Source organism: Collimonas sp. PA-H2 (assembly GCF_002564105.1).
Taxonomy (GTDB): Bacteria; Pseudomonadota; Gammaproteobacteria; order Burkholderiales; family Burkholderiaceae_D; genus Collimonas.
The window spans coordinates 3,537,034-3,559,961 of sequence record NZ_PDBX01000001.1 but is presented as its reverse complement, the minus strand read 5'-3'; the positions used below and the strand labels follow the sequence as shown (position 1 = coordinate 3,559,961).

At 56.8% G+C, this 22,928-nt stretch carries 21 protein-coding genes; 18 read left to right on the top strand and 3 right to left on the bottom strand.

Annotated elements, in window-relative coordinates:
- Positions 1-25: 25 nt before the first annotated feature.
- The 6 genes from BCF11_RS16295 to BCF11_RS16270 all read left to right on the top strand — a co-directional run bounded on the left by BCF11_RS16295 (position 26) and on the right by BCF11_RS16270 (position 5,565).
- Positions 26-535: a phage major tail tube protein gene (locus BCF11_RS16295; RefSeq protein ID WP_098495662.1), complete on the top strand. Its 510-nt coding sequence runs from the start codon at positions 26-28 to the stop codon at positions 533-535.
- Positions 536-599: 64 nt separating this feature from the next.
- A complete protein-coding gene (locus BCF11_RS16290) occupies positions 600-935 on the top strand; it encodes a phage tail assembly protein (protein ID WP_098495661.1) in 336 nt (111 codons plus the stop codon).
- An 8-nt stretch (positions 936-943) separates the two neighbouring features.
- A complete protein-coding gene (locus BCF11_RS16285) occupies positions 944-1,060 on the top strand; it encodes a GpE family phage tail protein (RefSeq protein WP_098495660.1) in 117 nt (38 codons plus the stop codon).
- Positions 1,061-1,069: 9 nt separating this feature from the next.
- The gene (locus tag BCF11_RS16280) at positions 1,070-3,799 is read left to right on the top strand and encodes a phage tail tape measure protein (RefSeq protein WP_098495659.1); all 2,730 of its coding nucleotides are present in this window, start codon (positions 1,070-1,072) and stop codon (positions 3,797-3,799) included.
- A 12-nt stretch (positions 3,800-3,811) separates the two neighbouring features.
- Positions 3,812-4,339, top strand: coding sequence for a phage tail protein (locus tag BCF11_RS16275; RefSeq protein ID WP_098495658.1), 528 nt, complete (start codon positions 3,812-3,814; stop codon positions 4,337-4,339).
- Complete coding sequence (locus BCF11_RS16270) at positions 4,339-5,565, top strand: contractile injection system protein, VgrG/Pvc8 family (RefSeq protein ID WP_098495657.1); 1,227 nt, start codon at positions 4,339-4,341, stop codon at positions 5,563-5,565. The genes BCF11_RS16275 and BCF11_RS16270 overlap by 1 nt, the downstream gene beginning before the upstream one ends.
- Positions 5,566-5,705: 140 nt before the next feature.
- On the opposite strand, the gene BCF11_RS16265 is transcribed toward BCF11_RS16270, so the two are convergent.
- Positions 5,706-6,170, bottom strand: a complete 465-nt coding sequence (locus BCF11_RS16265) for a helix-turn-helix domain-containing protein (RefSeq protein WP_098495656.1) — start codon at positions 6,168-6,170, stop codon at positions 5,706-5,708.
- Between the two features lie 312 nt (positions 6,171-6,482).
- Here BCF11_RS16265 and BCF11_RS16260 point away from each other — a divergent pair, with 312 nt between their 5' ends.
- From BCF11_RS16260 to BCF11_RS16215, 10 genes are all read left to right on the top strand, one after another.
- Positions 6,483-6,734, top strand: coding sequence for an ogr/Delta-like zinc finger family protein (locus tag BCF11_RS16260; RefSeq protein WP_098495655.1), 252 nt, complete (start codon positions 6,483-6,485; stop codon positions 6,732-6,734).
- A gap of 129 nt (positions 6,735-6,863) precedes the next feature.
- Positions 6,864-7,082 carry a hypothetical protein gene (locus BCF11_RS16255; RefSeq protein WP_098495654.1) on the top strand — a complete coding sequence of 73 codons (219 nt, stop codon included), beginning with the start codon at positions 6,864-6,866 and terminating at the stop codon, positions 7,080-7,082.
- A 98-nt stretch (positions 7,083-7,180) separates the two neighbouring features.
- Positions 7,181-7,519: a hypothetical protein gene (locus BCF11_RS16250; RefSeq protein ID WP_098495653.1), complete on the top strand. Its 339-nt coding sequence runs from the start codon at positions 7,181-7,183 to the stop codon at positions 7,517-7,519.
- Positions 7,516-9,483 carry a replication endonuclease gene (locus BCF11_RS16245; RefSeq protein WP_098495652.1) on the top strand — a complete coding sequence of 656 codons (1,968 nt, stop codon included), beginning with the start codon at positions 7,516-7,518 and terminating at the stop codon, positions 9,481-9,483. Before BCF11_RS16250 ends, BCF11_RS16245 begins: the two co-directional genes overlap by 4 nt.
- The gene (locus tag BCF11_RS16240) at positions 9,480-9,668 is read left to right on the top strand and encodes a hypothetical protein (protein ID WP_098495651.1); all 189 of its coding nucleotides are present in this window, start codon (positions 9,480-9,482) and stop codon (positions 9,666-9,668) included. The genes BCF11_RS16245 and BCF11_RS16240 overlap by 4 nt, the downstream gene beginning before the upstream one ends.
- Positions 9,669-9,687: 19 nt before the next feature.
- Positions 9,688-9,948 carry a hypothetical protein gene (locus BCF11_RS16235; protein WP_143751342.1) on the top strand — a complete coding sequence of 87 codons (261 nt, stop codon included), beginning with the start codon at positions 9,688-9,690 and terminating at the stop codon, positions 9,946-9,948.
- A complete protein-coding gene (locus BCF11_RS16230; RefSeq protein WP_098495649.1) occupies positions 9,945-11,033 on the top strand; it encodes a DNA cytosine methyltransferase in 1,089 nt (362 codons plus the stop codon). Before BCF11_RS16235 ends, BCF11_RS16230 begins: the two co-directional genes overlap by 4 nt.
- 99 nt (positions 11,034-11,132) lie before the next feature.
- Entirely contained in the window at positions 11,133-11,684 is a 552-nt protein-coding gene (locus BCF11_RS16225; protein WP_098495648.1) for a replication endonuclease, read from the top strand.
- 21 nt (positions 11,685-11,705) lie between these two features.
- Positions 11,706-11,960, top strand: coding sequence for a hypothetical protein (locus tag BCF11_RS16220; protein ID WP_233212506.1), 255 nt, complete (start codon positions 11,706-11,708; stop codon positions 11,958-11,960).
- A gap of 3 nt (positions 11,961-11,963) precedes the next feature.
- Positions 11,964-13,079, top strand: coding sequence for a tyrosine-type recombinase/integrase (locus BCF11_RS16215; protein WP_098495647.1), 1,116 nt, complete (start codon positions 11,964-11,966; stop codon positions 13,077-13,079).
- Between the two features lie 418 nt (positions 13,080-13,497).
- Here BCF11_RS16215 and BCF11_RS27600 read toward each other — a convergent pair whose 3' ends face one another.
- Positions 13,498-13,686, bottom strand: coding sequence for a hypothetical protein (locus tag BCF11_RS27600; protein WP_143751341.1), 189 nt, complete (start codon positions 13,684-13,686; stop codon positions 13,498-13,500).
- Between BCF11_RS27600 and BCF11_RS16210 the strand changes: the two genes are divergently transcribed.
- Positions 13,675-16,485: an IPT/TIG domain-containing protein gene (locus BCF11_RS16210; RefSeq protein WP_098495646.1), complete on the top strand. Its 2,811-nt coding sequence runs from the start codon at positions 13,675-13,677 to the stop codon at positions 16,483-16,485. The genes BCF11_RS27600 and BCF11_RS16210 overlap by 12 nt on opposite strands.
- Positions 16,486-16,665: 180 nt before the next feature.
- Here the strand turns inward: BCF11_RS16210 and BCF11_RS16205 are convergent, their stop codons facing one another.
- Positions 16,666-19,440 (bottom strand): TonB-dependent receptor, encoded by a 2,775-nt coding sequence (locus BCF11_RS16205; RefSeq protein ID WP_233212505.1) that lies wholly within the window; start codon positions 19,438-19,440, stop codon positions 16,666-16,668.
- 871 nt (positions 19,441-20,311) lie between these two features.
- Between BCF11_RS16205 and BCF11_RS16200 the strand changes: the two genes are divergently transcribed.
- On the top strand, positions 20,312-22,918 hold the full coding sequence (locus BCF11_RS16200) for a DNA translocase FtsK (protein WP_233212504.1): 2,607 nt from the start codon (positions 20,312-20,314) through the stop codon (positions 22,916-22,918).
- Positions 22,919-22,928: the final 10 nt, after the last annotated feature.

The following is a 22,928-nucleotide window of genomic DNA, read 5'->3' as shown; positions in this document are numbered from 1 at the left end:
AATTACAGAAAGAGAGCATCACACCATGGGCATGCCTAAAAAATTGAAACTGTTCAATCTGTTCGATAGCGGAAATTCCTACTTCGGCCAGGTCACGGAAATCACTTTGCCGAAACTCTCGCGCAAGATGGAGGAATACCGCGCCGCCGGTATGACCGGCCCGGTATCGGTGGACTTTGGCAACGAAGCGATCACGCTGGAGTGGACCGCAGGTGGCATCCTGATCGATGCCTTGCTGCAGTATGGCGCCCGCAGCCACAACGCCACCCAACTGCGCTTTTCCGGCGGCTATGAAAACGACGACGACGGCACCGTATCGACCGTGGAAATCGTTGTGCGCGGGCGCCACAAGGAAATCGATATGGGCAGCGCCAAGTCGACAGAAGAGACGAACCAGAAATACAGCACTGCATGCAGCTATTACAAGCTGACCATCGACAACAAATCGATCTACGAATTCGATTTCGTCAACGGCGTCGAGAAAATCGGCGGCGTGGATCGTAACGCAGATCTGCGCCGCGCTATCGGCCTGTAAGCCAGGTCAAGAACAACTCCAACCCCTTTTATTTTTTCGCTCTTAAAACCTTTTGAAAGCCTCTATGAAAAACACTACTGCTATTTCCAAGACCGCTATCGTTACTGCTATCTCCAAGTCGATCACCCTGGACGAACCGATCAAGCGAGGCGATGACTTCATCAGCGAAATCACCATCCGGCGCCCGAAGGCGGGAGAGCTGCGCGGCGTCTCTTTGATGGAATTGGGCAATCTGAGCGTGGCCGCCTTGCAGACCGTTTTGCCACGTATCACACAACCGACCCTGACCTCGCACGAAGTCGCCGGCATGGACCCGGCGGACTTGACCGAGATCGGCGCGGAGGTTGCCATTTTTTTGGTGAAGAGAGCGGATCGGCTGGCGGCCTTCCGGACCGAGTAGAAGATCCGATGGCCGATATTGCGGTGGTGTTTCACTGGCCGCCGCAGGCCATGGATGAATTGGACATAACGGACTTGATGGCCTGGCGCGAACGCGCCAGGGTGCGCAGCGGCGCTGAAGAATAGGAAACTAGGATGAGTGAGAAGCAATTGCGGCTACAGGTGGTCTTTGCGGCGCTGGACAAGCTGACCGGCCCCTTAAAAAAGATCACCGGCGAATCGTCCGCCCTGGGTAAAGCCATCAAGGCCAATAACGACCGGCTGAAAGAACTCAACGCCCAGCAAAAAGATGTTGGGCGCTTCCGCGAACTGAATGCCGGCTTGCAGGCCAGCTCTGGCAAGCTGCGCGAGACGCAACAGCAGATTGCCGCCCTGGCGCAGAGGATGCGTCAAACGGAGGAACCCACGCGCGCCATGACCCGCGAATGGAACGCCGCCGTCAAATCCGCCAGCGCCTTGAAGCAGGCCGGCCAGCAGCAAGGCGAACAAATGCAGATCCTGCGCACGCGCTTGTCCGGCGCCGGCATCGATACGCGCCAGCTCGGCACGGCTCAGACCTGGCTCAAGAACAGCATCGCCTTTACCAATGCAGAACTCACCGCCCAGCAGAAGAAGCTGGCCGCAGTCGGCGCGCAACAGCAAAAGATTGCTGGCGCCCGCCAGCACGCCGACAAGCTGCGTACCACCGCCGGCAATGTCGCTGCGGCCGGCATCGGTGCGACGGTGGCCGGCGCCGCCGTGGGGGCGCCCTTGGTCACTGGCTTGAAAGAAGCGAAACACTACCAGACCGAGAAGGGCCGCATTACTGCCCTGGGCCTTGGACCGAAGGTCAGCGCCGACGCCGAGAGCTACGCCCGCAACATGAAAACCTACGGCACCAGCCATGCCGAGAACCTGGAGTTAGTCAGGGACAGCATGTCCGTGTTCGGCGATCTGCCGCATGCGCAGATGGTCGCTCCCATGCTGGCGAAGATGAAATTTGCAAATAAGGCGTTTTATGGCGAGGAAGCCGGCGGCGAGAATGAACGCAAGTTCATGGACATGCTGAAGGTCATCGAGGTGCGCGGCGGCACGGCCAGTTCCGAGAAATTCCACGAACAGGCCAACATGGTGCAGAAGGTCATTTCCGCCACGGGTGGCCGGGTCGGTCCTACCGAATGGCTGAACCTCATCAAGACCGGCGGCATCGCTGCCAAGGGCATGGACGAAAAGTCGTTTTACTACGAGCTGGAACCGCTGGTGCAGGAGCTGGGCGGCTTTGGGGTCGGTAACGGCCTGATGTCGAGCTATAACAATCTGTACCAGGGACGCACCAGCAAGCGCGCTGCGATCAATCTGGACAAGCTGGGCCTGATTGGCGATCACACCAAGGTCGTGCCGGACAAGGTCGGACAAACTGCCCAGCTGAACCCTGGTGCGTTGCTGGGTTCCGACCTGTTCAAGAAAAGCCAATTCGAGTGGATGGAAAAGGTCCTGTTGCCGCAATTGGCAAAAAACGGCATTACCGGCAAAGACAAGATTCTCGACACCATCGGCAGCCTGTTTACCAATCGCAAGGCTGGCGACCTGATGGCGAACATGTACTTGCAGCGCGCCCAGATCCACAAGAATCGGAATTTAAATGAAGGCGCCTACGATGTGGACCAGCTGGAACCGCTGGCCCGCGAACAGGCCGCCGGCAAGGAAATGGACGCGCACGCCAAGCTGGCCGACCTCCAGCTAACCATGGGCGAAAAAATCCTGCCGCTGTATTCCAGCGCCATCGAAACCGTGACGAAAGCCCTGGAAGGCTTGAACGGCTTCATGGAGCGCAACCCAGCCACGGCCAAGGCGATGATTGTCGGCTTCGGCATCCTCGCCGGCATCCTGGTGGTGCTGGGGCCGCTGATGCTGGGCCTGGCCGCCTTGATCGGTCCCTATGCCATGTTGCATGTACTGTTCGCCAAGATGGGCGTTAGCGGCGGCGTGTTATCCCCGATCCTGCGCGGCATTGGCGGCGGCTTCATGGCGATCGGTAAAACTGTCTTGTGGCTGGGCCGCGCCTTGTTGACTAACCCGATTGTGCTGTTGATTACCCTCATTGCGGTGCTGGCTTTCCTGATCTATAAAAATTGGGAACCGCTCAAGGCGTTTTTTAGCGATCTGTGGGATGGCATCACCGAGCGCTTTAATCGTGTATGTGAAACCATCAAGACCTTTGCTGGCGGCTTGTGGGCGGATGTGAAAACGGCATTCGACGGCGGTATTGGCGGCGTCAGTGCATTGATAGTGAACTGGTCGCCGCTGGGGCTGTTCTATAAGGCATTTGCCGGAGTCATGAGTTGGTTTGGTGTTGAGCTGCCGGGGACATTTACCGAGTTCGGCGCCAACATCATCCAGGGCCTGGTCAATGGCATTTCGTCGGGCTTCGGTTTCTTGAAAGACAAGATCAAGCAGCTGGGGGCCATGGTCGGCATCACGTTTGCGAAGGAACAGGAGATCCACAGCCCTAGCCGGGTCTTTAGCCGATTCGGTGGCTTTATCACCGAGGGGCTGGCGCTTGGCATCGAAAACGGACAGGATGCGCCGATCAACCAGGTCAGCGGCCTTGCCAAGCGACTGACCCAGCTCGGCGCCGGCATCGCCATCGGAGCAACAGCCATGCCGGCGCTGTCCTTCGATACGCGGCCACCGATTGCGCCGCAGGCGTCACGTTCAGCCGGCGCCGGCATGGTGATCCAGGGCGACACGATCACGATCTCCATTACCGCTGCGCCAGGTATGGATGAACAGGCCATTGCCCGCGCCGTCATGCTGGCGATGGAAGAGCGAGATAGGCAGAAGGCGGCGCGGATGCGCTCCAGCTTATCCGACAATCATTTTTAAGGATTTTTTGTCATGATGATGACCCTGGGCATGTTTGTCTTCAGCCTGCCGACCCTGGCTTACCAGGAGCTGCAACGCAAGACGGATTGGAAGCATCCGAGTACGTCGCGAGTCGGCGCCCGTAATGCCCGCCAGTACACCGGCAAGGGCGACGACACCATCACGCTGTCCGGCTGGATCGCGCCGGAGCTGACCGGCAGCGTGTATTCGCTGGATGCCTTGCGCCTGATGGGCGATACCGGCAAGTCGTGGATTCTGATTGCGGGGACCGGGCGCATCCTGGGGTCCTACGTCATCACCGGCATGACCGAAGGCCGCACGGTGCTGAGACAGGACGGCGACGCCGGCAAGATCGAATTTTCGATCACCCTGGAGCGTACCGACGAATCCGTGCTGGGCTTGCTCAATACCCTGGGCGACCTGGGTAGCATCAAAAACATGTTGAGCCTGGAGGGCATCAGCAACAGCGCCAGCAACGCCATCAATACCGGCGCTTCGACGTTCAACAATGTCGCGGGCAGCATGCGGAGCCTGTTCTGATGGACTACCCGATCCCTGCTTTCAAAATCACGCTGGACGGCCAGGACATTACGGGGAAATTCGCGCCGCGCCTGGTCAGTCTCGACCTGACCGAGTGCCGTAGCGACAGCGCCGACGAACTGAGCATTACCCTGTCCGATACGGATGGCCAGCTCGCGATACCAAGCAAGGGCGCCAGGATCAACGTACAGATAGGCTGGCAAGAATCCGGCCTGGTCGACAAGGGCATTTTTACCGTCGATGAGATCGAGCATAGCGGCGCGCCGGACCTGCTGACCTTGCGTGCCAGGACGGCCAGCCTGATCGATACCTTCCGCCAACCGGTCGAGCGCAGTTTCCACGACACCACCCTGGGCGCAGTGATTGAAATGATCGCATTCCAGCAGGAGCTGAAAGCCGGTATTGCCGACGCGCTACGGGGTGTAAAGATCGCGCATCTGGACCAGACCCGCGAGAGCGACGCGGCATTCCTGCGCCGGCTAGGCAAGAAATACGACGCAGCCGCGACCGTCAAAAACGACACGCTGCTATTCATGCCGGCGGGCCGCAGCAAGACGGCGTCAGGCCGCGACCTGCCGCTGATCCGCATCACGCGCAACCTGGGCGACAGGCATCGCTACCATAGCGCCGAGCGCGACAGCTATAGCGGCGTGCGCGTGTTCTGGCATGACGACCGGCACGGCCTGCGCCGCAGTGTGGTGGCGGGATTACCCGGTAACAGCAAGCGGCTGCGCACGACCTATGCCAATGAGGCCGACGCCCGCGCCGCCGCCGTCGCCGAGTGGCAGCGCATCCAGCGCGGCGCCGCAACCTTGGAATTATCACTAGCAATTGGCGACCCGGCGCTGATGCCGCAATCGCCTGTGGAAGTCGTAGGATTCAAAGCCGATATCGATAATCAGGACTGGCTGACGGCCAAGGTCCGGCACAGCATCAGCGACGCCGGCTTTACCAGCAGCATCGAGCTGGAGACGCGCACCGAGGAAGCCGAAGTTGAACGGGAGGATCAAGCTGATCCAGATCCTGGCGTCACTGGCGTAGTCGCCAAATGGCGCGACAAGGTCAGCAAGAAGCAAGGGGAACAACTTGCAGGATCTCGAAGCCATCCAAAAACACTACCGCATATTTATACAAGTAAGCAATCGGCTGTGCGCTCAGCAAAACTTGAGTGGGTAAAGATTCAGGAACGACGGGAAATAATCGCGGAAAACGCCAGCGAGGCGTGATTTCCTGTTCGGAAACCTGTACCATCCCGCTCCCGGTTGTTTTACCGGCCTTCCCCTTGCAACGCAATTTCTTCTTACGTTTCGGCTTATCGACAGCAACCCTGAATGAGACGGTCAGGCGGGACAGACGTCGTCTGCTTTTATAGAGCGTCCTTTTTTTTACGGCCGACTTTGATGGTCGTTTTATCCGTCGAAATATTGGTACTTTCTCTACCGTCTTGTATGAAGAAAGATTTTTTCACTTTCTGAGGATGACCGAGTTGCGCTTGCTTTTTTTCCTGCGCGGCAATTGATGGCTCTATTCCAAGACCGTCAATCACGCCCAGGACTCTAGCTTTTCCGCGAGTATCTAATTGTCGATAGCCACTCAAAAGCTCGCTCTCCTCACCAGAAAGCTGCGATGTCAAATGCTCCCCGGTCAGCACATACCACACATCAACGCCAATTTTCCGCAGGTTGTTGAGATAGGTAGCGTCCGGCGTCCGTGATCCATTTTCATAGTTCAGTTGCGCGCCGGCTTTTACCCCGCCAACCTCCCCAAACTCCTCTTGGTTGAGTCCGGTTCTTTTTCGCTCATTTTTCAGGCGATTACATAATTCAGTCATTTTGAGTTGAAAACCCTTTAAATCTATTCATTTGAGTGGTATATTTATGCCACCTTATAACACTCACAATGATACCTTATGACACTAAATGCAATAGTCCCTCGCGCCCCAAAAAATTCCTTGGTGAAGCCAATACCAGTCCGTCTAATGCCAGACGAAATGCAAAAGGTCGAAAAATTTGCAGGCGATGAAATGCGCTCCCGCTCATCGTTCATGCGCGTCATCTTTATCCGTGGCTTGGAACAGTACGAGCGCGAACTCGCAGCCAATCAGTAACAGTCCCGCCTTATCTCAAGCCGACCGGAAGCCCCAATGAGAGTTATCAGCATTCCTTGTCCACACTGCCATCATCGTGTGCGCGCCGCGAAGAGCCGCACCATGTCAGACATGATGAAAGAGATCACCTACATGTGCCAAAACCCCGCTTGCGGTCACGTTTTCGTTGCAAGTCTGGAAGTGCTGCGTACCTTGTCGATGTCGGCTATCCCGAATCCTGATGTACGTATCCACGTGTCGCAGCATGTTCGCAATGCCTGCGCTAATCAATTAGCGCTGACCCTGTGAGCCGCCCATGACGACACCTCGCAATCTAGCGCCGCCGTAATTCCCGGCTAGTTCGTTCCCTCTCCCGTTGTTACCTGCAATGCCTGGTGTCAGGCATGTGGGATTCGCTCACCCTGAAGAAAGGCAGCCATGTCTACCGAAACCAGTTTTCTCAATGTCGAAAGCATCACGATCAGTCCAGTGCAAACATCTCTTTGCTTTGGAGCAATCGATAGCAAGTTTTTATCGCAGCGAATCGTGATCCATTTCATAGGCGGCGGAGAACATGCCTTGACGTTCTTTTGCCCCGCCGGTCAGGCTGCGTTGACTTTGGACGATCTGTTGAAAAGCAAGCAGGTGACAGCATGAAAAAATTCCTCTTTGACTTCTGCGTGGTGACGCTCGGTTGCCTCCTGATGATGGCAGGTCCGTTGCTGCAAGCCACCGGCATCATCGGAGGGTAAGCCATGGCGACCCACTCCCAACAGGCACACCAGGACATTGCGTACACACACCTGACACACGCCTACATCATGCTAGCCGGCGACAAGGAAAGCGTACGCGCTGGCCGCTGGAATGGCATCCCGCCGCGTGACCGTCAGATGCTGGCGCACATGGCCGGCATAGGCAGCAAGAAGGGCGACACCACCTTGCAATCGCTGAACGCCCTGGAGCGCGGCAAGCTGCATTGCGAAGCCCGCCGGCTTATCAAGCAACTTGAAATCGTCCTGCGCTGTGCGCAAGGCGGCGACTTGTCTAGCCAGTTTCCGACAGCAGGTCACGAATCGGACGGTATCGTCGCATGAGCTACCGCTTCTATTCCGCCGAGAGTATTACCGGTTTGCCGAAGCGCATGGGTCGCGCCCTGCGCGATCTGTTCGCCCGCGACGGTTACGAAAAGCACGAGCACAAGGTCGATGTCATTGACGAGATCTGGTCGGCCGACCATTTCGTATTGCCGCCCGATGCGCCCGATGAGGCGCTGTATCGTGCCGCCGACACTGCCGCCCGTACCTGTTACCAGTTCTGTGCCGACCTGCAATCGCTGGATGCGATTGTGTCAGCCATTCGTGAACACTGCGACCGCCATGGCGTCGCCGCGCCAGCAGGTAAGGAAGAAGCCGAAATCATCCGCCGGGCGCTGGACAAGGCTTGGTGGCTGCGTGGCATCCGCAAGGCCCATGCGCGCCGCTGCGAACATATGGCGATCCGCCTGGGTTTTACGCATTTCAAGGCAGGTGCTTATGTCAGCAACGAAACTGCCTATCGCCAGCAGCGCCGTAATAAGCAGAATGCCAAGCTGCTGGCGTCCATAGAAATACAGAACGAAAACGGCCAGATCTATAGCCTGGAAGCGTTAGCCGCCCTCGGTACGGCGAATAAATCCATTCGGCACAACGAATTGATGACACGGATTCGGGGCTTTGAAGAAATCGCCTTCGACCTAGGTCATGTCGGTATCTTTGCCACGATCACCGCCCCGAGTAAATATCATGCGGTCCTGAGCAAGAACGGCGAACCTAACCCGAAATACAAGGCATTTGGCGAACCCACGCCGCGCGATGCGCAAGCCTATCTGTGCGACGTCTGGAAAAAAATACGTTCCAAGCTGCACCGTGACGGCATCCACGCCTATGGCTTTCGTATTGCTGAACCGCACCATGATGGCTGTCCGCATTGGCACATGCTGATGTTCGTCGCGCCCGAACACCTGGAGCGGTACGAGAAAGTCATGACGGCTTACGCCATGCGCGAAGACGGCGACGAACGCGGGGCGAAGAAGAACCGGGTTAAGTTGGTCCGTATTGAAGCCGGCAAGGGTACAGCTGCGGGCTACATCATCAAGTATGTCACCAAGAGCACCGATGGCAAGAATCTGGACGAACACCATGTCATCGAAGACGGGCAAAAGCATATCCTGGTGGAAGACCTGGTCGGCGACGAACTGATTAAGCCGAGTCAGAGAGTTTGCTATTGGGCGCAGACCTGGGGCATCCGGCAGTTTCAACAAGTCGGCGGCGCGCCTGTCGGTCCCTGGCGCGAATTACGGCGTGTCAAAAGCGAAAGCATCCTGCATGCGCCGGATGCCGTCAAAGATGCCTGGCAGGCCGCGCAGAGCATCAAGGCCACTGAAATCAATGTGGTCGATGGCAAGCGTGTCAAAACCGTCAAGACCATCAAGCAAGCCTCCTACCGCGATTACCTGTTGGCCCAGGGCGGCCCTACGGTCGGGCGCAAGGGTCTCGTCAAGATCGCCACGCGCAGCACCGTGGTCGAAGGCAAGTACGCCACTTATGAGATGGACAAACCGTGCGGGATTTATCACGCATGGAATCCGCACGCCGTGTACGAATCGGTCCGTTATCAGTGGACGGTCGTCGGCGCCGCCAAAGCTGTGGCTTTTGACGTACCTTGGACTGGTGTAAATAACTGTACGAAAAAATCAAAAAAGAAAATTTCCACTTCGGTTTTATCGTCGGAAGAAATAGCAGCAACGGCAGTTCGGCTTGCTGCTTTTATCGAAAAAAATCCCCAGCCGGCCTATCAGCCGACCGACTGGTCGGCGATAGATAAAAAATCGAAAGACCTTGAACGGGAAACCGACAAATTTGCCACTGCGATGAATACGCAGTGTGAAGACACGCGCCGGCAGGAAGTGGCCGCGTATGAAAAAAACGACATGGCGGCACGCAAGCGCCTTGTCACGACCTGGGCCGCTCTCGGCGCTTGTCCTTACCCACGAATTTTTATTACTGAAAGCGACTTATGAAAATACTGATGCATGCCTGTTTGTTCCTCTTGTTGATCTGCGCGTATGTGGGTATTGGCTGCTTGCTCTTTCTGCCGATCAAGCGCTCCAACACGCCTTGGCCTGGGCTGATGACGACCGGCTTGTCGGCAGTCATATTGGCCGCCTTGATGGCTGGCTTGCTCCTGGGGGCTTTTCATGAATAAGGCAAATCAAGATATCAGCGTGAAGCTGCGAGATCGCGTCACATTCGACACCGACGAGGGCATCCAGGCTGGCTATGTCAACGACCTGCGGCGTGACTTGGGCAATGGAGAGTTGCACGCCTGGGTCGAAGTGGATCACCAGTTGCCCGGCTGTTTCCGCGCCGTGCCGGTATCGGCCATCCTGACTTCCGATCCTGTAGGCGCTCCTTCAATAATTGATTTCTGCGTCAACTGGTCGATGCAGGTTCTTGCCGCCAGCGAACCAGCGATGTGTGAATGACAGCCTACTACAACGAACATGACAAAGGCGCGGCCCAATGGCTGCGCAATTTAATAACTGCCGGCCATATCGCTGCCGGTGACGTAGATGAAAGAGATATAAGAGATGTACGACCAGACGACATTCGCGGATACAAACAATGCCATTTCTTCGCCGGCGTCGGCGTATGGTCGTATGCCCTTCGACGCGCTGGATGGACTGACGACCGACCTGTTTGGACCGGTTCCTGTCCGTGCCAACCTTTCAGCGCGGCAGGCAAAGGTGCTGGCTTTGATGACGAGCGGCACCTCTGGCCAGCCTGGTATCACCTCATCGGCCAGTGCAAACCTGCAATCGTCTTTGGAGAGCAGGTTGCGAGCAAAGACGCAGATGTTTGGATCGACCTTGTACACGATGACATGGAAGCCTTGGGTTACGCCTTCGGGGCGATCCCGTTTCCGTCTGCGGGCGTCGGTGCGCCGCACATCCGTGACCGCCTTTATTGGTTGGGTAACTCCAGCCGCACGGGATTGGAAAGATACGCCGGGAATGGTCGCCCAACGCGACGGCAAGGATCGAGCCGACCAGTTGCCGCGACAGGCGTATCTGTGCGGTTGGCCGACCACGGGTTGCTCGAACGACCGAACGCCAGTCGCGGAAAATGTGACACAGGGAAAGCGTTCGGACGGATCGAAGATACAGGTTCGGCTTCAGGATTGCGCAGCACTGGCCGGCTGGCCAACTCCAACGACGAGCGACACCACGGGGGCAGAATCGATGGCCACGAAAGCTGCAAGGGGCGCGGGCGGATTTATGTTGAGGGATTTACCGGCGATGTTGAACTACCCGGCCCGACTAACGGCTACTGGAGTGCTGCTGACTGGCTCGGATGCCGGGACGGAAAATTCCGGCCAGTTGAACCCGGCACATTCCCGCTGGCTTATGGGACTTCCAGTCGCGTGGGACGAATGCGCGCCGATCAAGAGCGCCTCGCCGCGCTACTCCCGCGAAAAGACCAAGGTAGTCGCGTCGGCAGGCTCAAAGGCTACGGCAACGCGATCAACGCGGAAGCCGCCAAAGCATTCATCGAAGCTGTAATGGATTGAACACGAAATTCATTCACAAGCTTGTATCGCCCTGCAAATCCCAATCGTAGCCGTCACCAACAGCCATTTATTCGTTAATACAATTTTGGAGCCAATAGCATGACCACAACATCTTACTTAAAAGCACAACTGCGCAAACAGGCTGTATTGCGCATAGAGAAATTCGCCACCGATCAGGGCGATGTAGGCGTCTTTGCCACGATCACGGCACCGAGCAGATATCACCCGGTCGCTGGCAAGAGTGACGGCATCAATCAGACACATGTTGCTTTCGGCAAGCCCACACCCGCCGATGCCCAGCGCTACCTGCGTAATGTATGGGGACGAATTCGATCCAGATTGCATCGTGAAGGCATTAGCATTCGCGGCGTGCGATTTACTGAACAACATCAGGATCGCTGTCCGCAATGGCACATGCTGATGTTTGTAGCGCCGGAAAATCAAGCCCGCTACGAAGCTGTCGTCGCTGCTTCAGCAATTATTGGCGGCAGTAACGACGACCAGGGGAAATTCAAACTGCTGCACATGGAAGCCGGAAAATCTACTGCAGCAGGATATATCGCCAAATATATTGCTAAGGACATTAATGGAGATAACGTGAATTTCCACTACGCTCCTACCTACATTCGCACCGGCATCGCTGCAAACTAATTCAATAATCGAGAGCAATATATGAGAGATCTAATTAGCCCCCTATTTCTGAGCGAAGCGCAGGTTGATGAACTAACAGGAATTCGGCGTGGTGATACTTCAAAGGGAATCAAGCGCACGAAATTTCAGCTTCAAATTTCATTTCTTCGACTAAGTGGTATTGCATTTATCGAAAATGCACGCGGAAAGCCAATCATTACTTTGTCAGCGATTGAGGGCGGAAAAGCAAAGGCTCCTGTTAGAAAATCATGGCAACCGCAGGCAATGGGAGCATAAGACATGGGCAGAATCCCAAGTAAAAACAAAAATCTTCCACCTCATATGCGCGCACGTACACAGCGTAGTGGTCGGACTTTTTATTATTACGATACTGGCGCCAAGCCACGCGTGGAAATCCCTTTGGGCGATGACTATGTACTCGCGGTTAAGAAGTGGTCAGAATTGGAATCTGAAAAAAGCACTCGATTCGCAAAACTCGTCACTTTTCGATATGTCGCTGAGCGTTATATGCGTGAGATTATTCCGACCAAAGCACCGAGAACACAGCGTGACAATTTAATTGAGCTGGAATTTCTGTTTGCTTTCTTTGATGAACCACCCGCCCCAATTGCTGAGATAGAACCTGTGCATATCCGCCATTACATGGATTGGCGAGTAAAAAAATCTGTGGCACAGCTTCACGAGAAAAATAGGATTCGGACGGAAAAAAATTTGCCACCATTGGAAATTACAGGTAAAGAAGGACAGGTACGAGCGAATAGAGAAAAGGCATTGTTTTCTCACATTTTTAATATGGCACGAAATTGGGGATTAACGACTGCACAAAATCCCTGCGCAGGTATTACTGGTTATTCCGAAATAGGAAGAGACATTTATGTTGAGGACATTGAATATAAGAAGGTATGGGAAGCAGCAGATCAGCCAACACGGGACGCGATGGATTTGGCTTATTTAACCGGCCAGCGCCCTTCTGATACATTGGGTTATGACGAAACTGATATCCGAGATGGCTTTCTCATTGTCCAACAAGGGAAAACCAGAAAGAAACTCCGTATTACTATCACTGGAGAATTGGCAATATTAATCGAACGGATTTTGGCAAGAAAACGCTCCTATGAAAGTAAAGTCGTTTTTACTCAACTCATAGTTAACGAACGGGGCGGTCGACTCACACTTCATGCGTTACAACAGCGCTTCGATAAAGCACGTGAGCTTGCCGGTGTAGATAAATCCACTTTTCAGTTTCGTGATCTGCGCGCCAAGGCCGGAACCGACAAAACAGACAGTAGCGGGGACATTCGTCAGGCACAAAAACAGCTTGGGCACCGCAGCTTAACGATGACTGAAACCTATGTGCGAAATCGCAAGGGCGATAAGGTCGGACCTACAAAGTAGCAGCTATTTTTGCTCCGCAAATGTTTTATGGTCCGCGTGGATATTGAGTTTCAAGCCTGCATAATTTCGCTGTTTGCGGAGCAGAAAACGCCGGAAACCCGCATGAACATTCACTTCAGGATTGGACTCATAATCCGTTGGTGCCCAGTTCGACTCTGGGGGGGCCCACCAAATAAATAGAAGGGTTACAGGCAATTGCGCTTGTAACCCTTTTTGCTTTCTTGCTCTTGAAATCCAGCAAAGTACCTGCCAAGGTCTTGCAATTTCAAATTCCCATCTTTAGCTGGCACTTATCCGTCACCCCGCTATCGACCCAGCTTGCCACGTCCATTTCCTTCCTCCTCAAGCCGGCAAACAGCACTCGCAACAAGCACGGGCTCAACATCGCGCATAGCGTTATACGGACTTCTAAGCCAAGTCAATCGCGGATAGCCAACACGTCGGAAAACAATACTTTACGGCAAGTATCTTTCGCAACTACAATCTCGCTCGCCATTCCTATAAAGCAATATTTCGCCGCGAAGCCGCTGGCATCCCCCTTTCCTCTGTTAATCAAACCATCAAGCTCTCGATAGCTCAAAGGCAGTCCTTCAAAATGCAAAATCATAGAACTCTTATCGCTCTCGCGTTGCTCGGCATGACGCTGAGCCAGTCCGGCTGCGGTGGCGGCGGTGGATCAAGCGACAGCACGGCATCTACGCCAAACTCGATTGCCTCCCCAACACCGGCTGCAACCGTGAGTATTGCAGCAGTGTCGGCCCCTAGCGCGTCCGCCGGCGCAATCCTTACTGTCACCGGCAGCGGCTTTCAAAAAGTGACGGCGGTCAGCATCGGCGGCGTTGCAGTCACCTTCTCCATCGTCAGCGATAGCCAGATCGCGATTACCGTCCCGACCGTCTCCGTGAATGGCGTGATCACCCTGTCCGGCCCGGGATTTTCGGTGCAATCGTCGACCACCTTTGTTTCCAGCCTGCCGGCGCCGCTGGTCACCAGCGTCTCCTCCAGCAAAGTGGCGGTCGGCGCCAACTTCACGATCCAGGGCAAGAACCTGAATCTGGCCAGCGCTTATCAGATCGCCGGCACCAATCTGGCGATAGTCAGCAGCTCCAGCAGCGCTGTAACGCTGACCATGCCGGCGCAGCCGATTTCCGGCGCCCTGACGCTGATCGTCAACGGCGCTCCGGTCAATACTTTCTATCAGCTCCACAGCTATCGTCCAGCGTCGATTGTTGCCGTGCTGCCGCAGCTCGGCATCGTCGGCAGCAGCGTGACAATCAATGGCAGCGGCCTGGCGGCAGCAACGAATATCCGCTTTGCGAATGGCACGGTGGCCTCGGTAACCACAGCTTCCAGCAGCGCAGTCACCTTCGTCGTGCCGCCGGGCGCGGCATCGGGTCCGTTGACAGTGATAGATCCCAACCAGGAAGTGGTCAGCGCCAGCGCGTTTACCGTCGTGCCGACAGTCACCGCGACCGCCCTGCAAACCGCCAGCAGCGGCGGCACAGTGGTATTGACCGTAACAGGAACCAATCTGAGCAGCGTCACCGCGGCCACCGTCGGCAATGTCACCGCCACCATCGTCAGCAGCAGCAGCACGCAACTGGTATTGAGCGTTGCCTTGGGAAGCAGCGGCACGCTGACATTGAATGCTCCCGGCCAGGCGGCCATCAATGCCGGCACGATCGACAGCACCGGCAACGTCGGTTTGTGGATCAGCGGCGTCGACTTTGTGCATGTATTCGATAAAAGCGCCAGCGACCTGACGCTGCGCCTCACTCCGGGCCGCCCTGCCCTGGTGCGGGCAACCGTGCTGGCGCCGGCTGCAGGCGCCAAAAGCCCGTTGGTGAATCTGTCAGCCACCAGCAAGACTGGCGTGGCACTTGGCACGCTGGCGATGAACGGCCCGGCCAACCTGCCTACCGCAAAAGACGACTACAACCTGAACAGCACTTTCAATGTCGTCATGCCCGCATCCTGGGTACAGCCTGGCGTCAAAGTGAGCATCAAAGTGGCAGCAGGCGCCAGCAATAGCCCAGCCAGCCAGGATGTATCGCCAGTGGTCGGCGCGCCGACCAGCATGCGCGTGGTGTTGGTGCCGCTGACAGTCGGCGGTGCTACCGGAGTCCTGCCTCCAACGCTGTCGGACGTGCAAAAAGCCCTGGCGCGGGTCTACCCTTACGCCAATGGCAATATCGTCGTGCAGAGCCACGCGCCTTTGACCATCAGCGGCGCCAGCAGCACCACGTCGATGAGCTGGTCGTCCGCACTGAGCCAGCTGGAAAGCACGCGCGAAACCGAAGATCCGAACGCGTTCTACTATGGCTTTGTGCCGATGTACTCGCCGATCCCTGGCTCATTCGTCGCCGGCCTTGGCTATGTGGGCAACCGCGCCAGCGGCGGCAGCTCTCCGGTCGCGGCGATTGGCCTGGACTGGACCAGCAGCGCCGGCCAGGGCGATCCGTTCAACAATAACTGGCCGCAATGGCAAGCCATCATGGTGCATGAGATGGGCCACAACCATTCCCTGAGCCACGCCCCCTGCGGCAACGCTGGGAACCCGGATCCGGCTTTTCCCAACAGCACCGCCGACCTGAGCTCGCTGGCGGTCTACAACAGCCTGTATGACAGCGACACTCAGCCAGGCACGCTCAGCGCGCCGCTCACACCAAGCAACACGCAGATGAAAGATGTCATGGGTTACTGCGGCGGCACCTGGTTCTCCGATTTCAGCTACGTCCGGGCGCAGCAGTTCGCCGAGTCGCGCACCACTGCGATTCCACAGCCGCTGGTGCTCAGCTCCGGCGCCAGCGTGGCCACCGCGCCGGACGGTTACCTGACCATCGCCGGCGAGATCACCGCGCAAGGCGTGCTGCTGCATCCGGCATCGGCGTCGGCGACCAAATTGCGCATCGATACCGCGACCGCCAAATCGGCCTATGCGCTGCGGGTGCTTACCGTGTCGGGCCAGACCTACACCTTGCCGTTTGAACCGGTCAGCGTCGCCGACACCACCGACAAAACCAGCCATTTCTGGGTCAGCTTGCCGAACCCGGGCGAAATCGCCACTGTCGACGTGCTGCACAACGGTCAGCCGCAAACCATGCGCCAGCCCGGCCAGGTACAACGCGCGAAGGCAGCCAGCACTGCTGCCGGCAACGCCCAGGCAATGGCGTCTTCAGTTGGCTGGAATGTCCAGAACGGCCAATTGAGCGTCACCTGGAATGCTGCTTTGGAACCATTCCTGTCGTTGATGTATATCGCGCCGAGCGGCGCTAAAACCGTGCTCGGCAACGGCTTGCAAAACGGCAGCGCGACGTTTGATATCAAGGCCTTGCCAAGCGGCGGCCGCTTTGACCTGAGCTTGTCTTCGGCAATGCAGGCACGCCTGGTCAGCTTCCCTCACTGATCGAAGCGCCTGATGGCTGGATCGTGCATGTGATCCAGTCGATTCCCGGACAGCAGCAAGCAGGTTCAAGGCCGCTGCCAACCGGGCCGGTCGCGGAAACAACAAAACAGCAGTCAAAAAAAACGCCAGGGAGAGGAATCTCCCTGGCGTTTTATCGTTCCAATCAATTGGCTACTGCTCTTAGAAAGTGTAGCGAGCACCCACTGTGAAGTAACGCCCCACCGCGCCGGACTGATGCAGCGACGGGTTGTAGTTGATGCGGCCGTAGGTTTGCACGTCCAGCGGCGCCAGGCGGTCAAACAGGTTGGCGACCGCTGCCGTTACTTGCCATTGCTTGTTCACATCCCAGCGGCCGAACATGTCGACTGTCGTGAACGACGCAATGCGGCAATTGGTCAAGGCTTTGCCCGTACCCGGATCGAGGTTCAGACAGGGACCACCGGTTTCGTTCTTGTTTTCAATCGCGCTGACATAGTTGAGCGACGTAGTCACATTGAACGGACCACGATCCCAGGCCAGCGACGCCGAGGCCCGTGTACGCGGTGTGCCGCCGTTGCCAGACAGGTTTTTATCGCCATGGGTACCAACGAAATTCTGCGTCACACCATTGGTAGTGCGCTTGAATTCAAACATTTGCGAGACTGTCAGGCCGGCAGTCAGGCGCCCGTAGGTACTCAAATCGAAGCGGCTGCGCAAATCAATGTCGACGCCACTGGTGCGGGTTTGACCTGCATTGATATAAGGCGCTTTGACCAGCTGGATAGGACCGACCAGGCCGGGGAAATCCGAAGTCGGCTCGCCACGCACGATGGTCGCATCCGGGAAGCGCGAAGGATCGGAAATGATGGCATCTGGATCAGAACCGGTAATCTCGTTCTTACGGACAATACGCCAGTAATCCACCGAAATGCTGGTGTTCTTGATCGGCTCCAGGATGAAGCCCAGGCTGTAACTTTGCGACTTTTCCGGCTTCAGATTCTTGTTGCCGACAGTCACCGCGCCGACGTTCTTGCCATCCTGGCAGTCCGCCGAAAGTTTGGTGGCTGGGCAGCGCACCGGATCATTCGTGAAGGTCGTGAAACCGGAAACCGCACTGTCGCCGCTTTCCGCCGGACCCGGCGCACGAAAGCCTTCCGCATAGGTACCGCGGAAAGCCAGCTGCTGGATAGGCGTGAACTTGAATCCGATCTTCGGCGTGGTGGAATTGCCGTAATCAGAATACTGGTCGGTGCGCAAGGCGAGCTGGAATTCCAATTGCTTAATCACCGGCAAGGCCAACTCCGTATACAAAGAGCTGATATTGCGGGAAGATCTGGCCGCCGCGTAACCCAGGCCGACGATATCATTAATATCAGTAAACGGCGTGGCCTGGCTGTCGGTGGATTCATGGCGCAATTCGCCGCCGACCGCGATGCCGATAGGACCGCCAGGCAACTGGCCGAATTCACGCGTGCCCTTGAAGTCCCATAAAGCAAGCTTGGTAGTCGCCGAATTTTTCAGCTCCGGAGAAACCAGACCCAGCGTCTGCGCACTGTTCAATACACCGGCCTGGCCGATGCGGAAGGAACCGTTGTTCATCGCTGTCTGCAATGCGCTGGCGCGGTAATAGCCGTTCTGGACGCGATCGGTTTTACTTTGTGCGTACAGGATGCCGCTGTCGTAATCCCAGCCGAAAGATGTTCCCTTTACGCCCACCAGCAAGCGCGTAACGGTAGTGTCGAGGTCCGAAGTACGTGGACGATTCGGATCTACCCAGCGCGGACGGGCACGGTTGTTGGCAAACGGATTGTCCGGATGACCGATAGGCAGCAGTAGCTGGTCCGGACCGGTGTTGGTGTTAACCACGCGGTTATTGACCAGGTCGAAACCGGTGCTGGTCAGGGCGGACGGCGTATTGAGTGTCTTGGCCTGTGAGTTGAACAAGCCAAGTTCCGTATAGGCTTGCATGGCATTGCTGATCTTCAGGGTGCCGCGGCCATACAGGTTGATATTCTGGGTTTCCGGCTGCACCGCCTGATAGCCGCCCTGGATCGGATCCCACAGGCAGCCGCCGCCGGAATTGATGGAAGTACCGGTGTCGATGTTGGCGCAGCCCGGGAGGTTCTGGATCCCGCGTCCGGCAATGGTGCCGCCGCTGGCATTCACCGGACGCACGGTACCGACGAAACTGCTGCCGCCGGTATTGCTGCTGGTGGTAGCTCCGCCGCGCTGGTCGCGGCCGCCCCATGGACGGGCGTCTGCTTGTCCGAGATATTCCGGACGATCTTTCTGCCAGATCGCATTGCTCTGCTTGGCGTCGATGCTGAAGAAATAGTTGTACTTGTCCTCTTCCAGGTTACCGAAACCGAAAGTACCCGATACGCTACGCAAGGTGCCGTCGCCATGGCCAGAAGTGCCCAGCGAACCGGAGATGGTCTTGCCTTCAAAGGTTTCGCGCAAGATAATGTTGACCACGCCGGCGATCGCATCCGAACCGTAGATCGCGGAAGCGCCATCCTTCAGCACCTCGATGCGATCTACCGCGCCGAGCGGGATCGAATTCAAGTCGACAAAGCTGCGCTGGCCGTCATCGCCCAGGCCGTAAGGCGCAGTGCGGCGGCCATTGATCAGCACCAGCGTCGAATTAACGGACAGTCCACGCAAGGAAACACCGGAAGCGCTGCCCGCAAAGCCATTGGTGAATGAACCGCTAATGGAGCCGTTGTTGTCGGCGGAAAGGCTGCGTACGACATCGGCTACCGATGTCTTGCCCGATTGCTGGATATCCTTGCGTGTCAAGATTTGCGTCGACGCTGGTCCTTCCTGTTGTGTCCGTTTGATGTTCGAACCTGTGATTTCAACCCGTCCCATCGGTTTGTCATCATTTGTCTCCTGCGCATGTACGGCTGGCGCCATCATGCCGACCCCCATTGCCACGCCGCCGGTAAAAAATGCAAGCCGCAGCGACTGTGACAATTTTCTTTCCTTGATCATAAGCAAAACCCCCTATCGTTTTTAGAGTTAAGAATTTAATTATTTGTGTAATCAAACCAGGCTGATCAGATCGCCTTGTGGACGATGTAATTTGCGTTTTGACATCCCTGCTAAAGCGCCTGCAGGCAGGCAAACCAAACACTTCACCAGAAGGTCTCCTCATCATCTGGTTTTCCCCGGACTTGTCATCAGCTGCATGGTTTGTTTTTTGTGCAAGCAATAACAATGCGGTGTATTGACGCAACTAATTGCCATGAGCCAAGACACCGCGTGTTTAATCTATACTAAAAATAATACTTTTTGTTACAAATAATTTTGTATCGCTACAAAATGAAATGTTTAGTTACATATATGAGACAGGAAATTGTTGAAAAACGTCGCCATTGTCGTAAAAAGACAAATCGAAGTTTGGATGGATGATGGTTGCAACCGCCATTAAGCAGACGATGCTGCTATTTGCAGGCAGCTGCTTCGCTTTGTGGCATATTCAGATTGCAAGCCTTGGAAAAATACAAAAAGCACGTTGCAACGCTTGCTGGCCTGCATCAGTAATTCGCATCGACGGCAGCGCAATTTTCGTTACATTTTTATTTATGTAAAAACAAGTTATTGGCAAGCAACCCTGAGGGAAACGGCGACTGGTTTTTCGGTTAATATCACCTACTTTGATTTCAGATCGTCAGACAAACCTCTGTCAGGTCACCCTTGCCAAGCGGCAGCGGGCACGGCCTGCGATATCGCAACATGATTTGCGCAAGCCACACGCTTTCCGGACCTTGATTTTTCGTTGAATTTGAGTATGCATATAGCAGTTTTCAGTTGGTTCGGATGGTCCTTGCTTTGGCTGGCTCCCATGCTGGTTCGTGTACTGAAGGCGCGTCGCTCGGGCGTGAGCGCGCTGCGCGGCCCCGGCTCGATCCGCTTGTGGCTGGGAACCCTGTTGATACTGTGCGGCAGCAGCGCGCTGGAAGCCGTCTTGCGCACCAGCGAATCCGGCCCTCCCGACGGCGACCACGCTGGCTACGCGATTGCCCAGGGCCTGATGAACACGCTTGGCAGTATCGGCGGCGTGCTAACGCTGCTGGCCATTAGCATCCTCGCCCTGTCATGGCTGTTCGGCAGCGCATGGCTGACTTCTATCGGCAACATCCATCCTGCGCTGCGGCGTTTCTTCTCCGACAAGACAGAGCAAGCCGATACGCCGCGCGAACCACGGGCTGCGGCGGCGACGGTTTCATCGCACTCGACGGTACGGCAAGCACGCGCACGTGAAAGCATTGCAGCGCCGCCGCGCAGCAGAAAATCCTGGCAGCTGCCATCCAGTTCCGATCTGCCGGAAGTCTCGGGCAAGCGATCGAGCACCCCAGCCAAGCGTGCAGAGATACCCGCTTCCGCCAGGAGCATGGCGGAGTGGGCGACGGTTGAACGCATCATTCCGACGCCGGCCATGCTGGCGCGTGAAAAGATGGCGCAGCAGGCAAGAGCCGCCAGCGCCGCGCGGAAGGATGCGATGCATATCCGGCAAACTGAGCGCAGCCTGAATCGCCCGGCGCCGCAAACCAGGATAATCAGCACGCGCCCGCTTTCTCCGGCGACTGTAGCCGGCGCGATTCCCGCGGCATTCCAGCCGCTGGCAGAGGATAGCGCCGTGACGTCGGCAGTTGCGCCCGCAGCAGCGCCGCTTGCATTCGTAGCAGAATTTTCCAGCAAGCCAGATGTTGCAACTCTGCCTGAGGCTGCAACTGCCTTGGCAGATATATTCACCGCCGACAGCTTCGCCGGCCTACCCCCGAGCCTAATGGAAAAGCCGGAAACGGCATTGCAGATGCGGTCCGCGCCGTTTGAAACCTCGCTTGCCCATCCTGCTACTGCCATCGCGCAAACTGCTTATATGGCGTCGCAGCCCGCTCCAGCCCAAATACCCGCTGCCATCATCGATGATGGTGAAGCCGATTTCTCCTTCCGTCCCCTGCATGAACTACGGATCGATTTGCCCGGACTCGACTTGCTGGACCCGGCAGTCAACGAATTGATCGACATCCCGGTAGAACGCCTGGCGGAAACCGGCTTGCTGATCGAGCAGCGGCTGAAAGAATTCAAGGTGCCGGTGACCGTGCTGGGCGCCGACGCCGGCCCGGTAATCACCCGCTTCGAAGTAGAGCCAGCGCTGGGCGTGCGCGGCAGCCAGATCGTCGGCCTGATGAAGGACTTGTCGCGTGCACTGGGGCTGACTTCGATCCGCGTGGTGGAGACCATCCCCGGTAAAACCTGCATGGGACTGGAGCTGCCTAATCCGCAGCGGCAAATGATCCGCTTGTCCGAGATACTGGAGTCGCCCGCTTACCAGGATTCAGCATCGCACCTGACGCTGGCGCTGGGCAAGGACATCACCGGCAAGCCGATTGTGGCCGACCTGGCGCGCGCGCCGCACATGCTGGTGGCCGGCACCACCGGCTCCGGCAAATCGGTAGCGATCAATGCCATGATCCTGTCGCTGCTCTACAAAGCCACGCCGGAAGAAGTACGGCTGATCATGATCGATCCCAAGATGCTGGAGCTGTCGGTCTATGAAGGCATTCCGCATCTGCTGGCGCCGGTCGTCACCGACATGAAACTGGCCTCCAACGCGCTCACCTGGTGCGTTGCCGAGATGGACAAGCGCTACCGGCTGATGTCGGCGCTGGGGGTGCGCAACCTGGCTGGCTTCAACCAGAAAATCCGCGATGGCAACCTGCGTGGCAAGAAAGTCAGCAATCCGTTCTCGCTCACTCCCGATGCGCCCGAGCCGCTGTCTACCTTGCCGCTGATCGTGGTGATCATCGACGAGCTGGCGGACCTGATGATGGTGACCGGTAAAAAAATCGAAGAACTGATCGCCCGCCTGGCGCAAAAAGCCCGCGCCGCCGGCATCCATCTGATCCTGGCGACGCAACGGCCTTCGGTCGACGTCATCACCGGACTGATCAAAGCCAATATCCCGACCCGCGTGGCGTTCCAGGTATCTTCCAAAATCGACTCCAGGACCATCCTCGACCAGATGGGTGCGGAAGCCTTGCTCGGCCACGGCGACATGCTGTTCCTGCCACCGGGATCCGGTTATCCGCAACGGGTGCACGGCGCCTTCGTCTCGGATGCGGAAGTGCACCGGGTGGTCGAACATCTGAAACAGTTTGGCGAACCGGAATACGAAGAAGCCATCCTCGCCGGCGTACCCGCCGAGGGCGCCAGCGCCGACCTGCTTGGCGATAGCCAGGATGTGGAAGCGGATCCGCTATATGACGAAGCGGTTGCCTTCGTCGTGCGCACCCGGCGCGCATCGATTTCTTCGGTGCAGCGCCAGTTCCGTGTCGGCTACAACCGCGCGGCGCGGCTGGTGGAGCAGATGGAAGCCGCCGGCATCGTTTCTTCAGTGGCGACCAACGGCAGCCGTGAAGTATTGACGCCGGTGCAAGCAGAATAAGCGCTCGCAT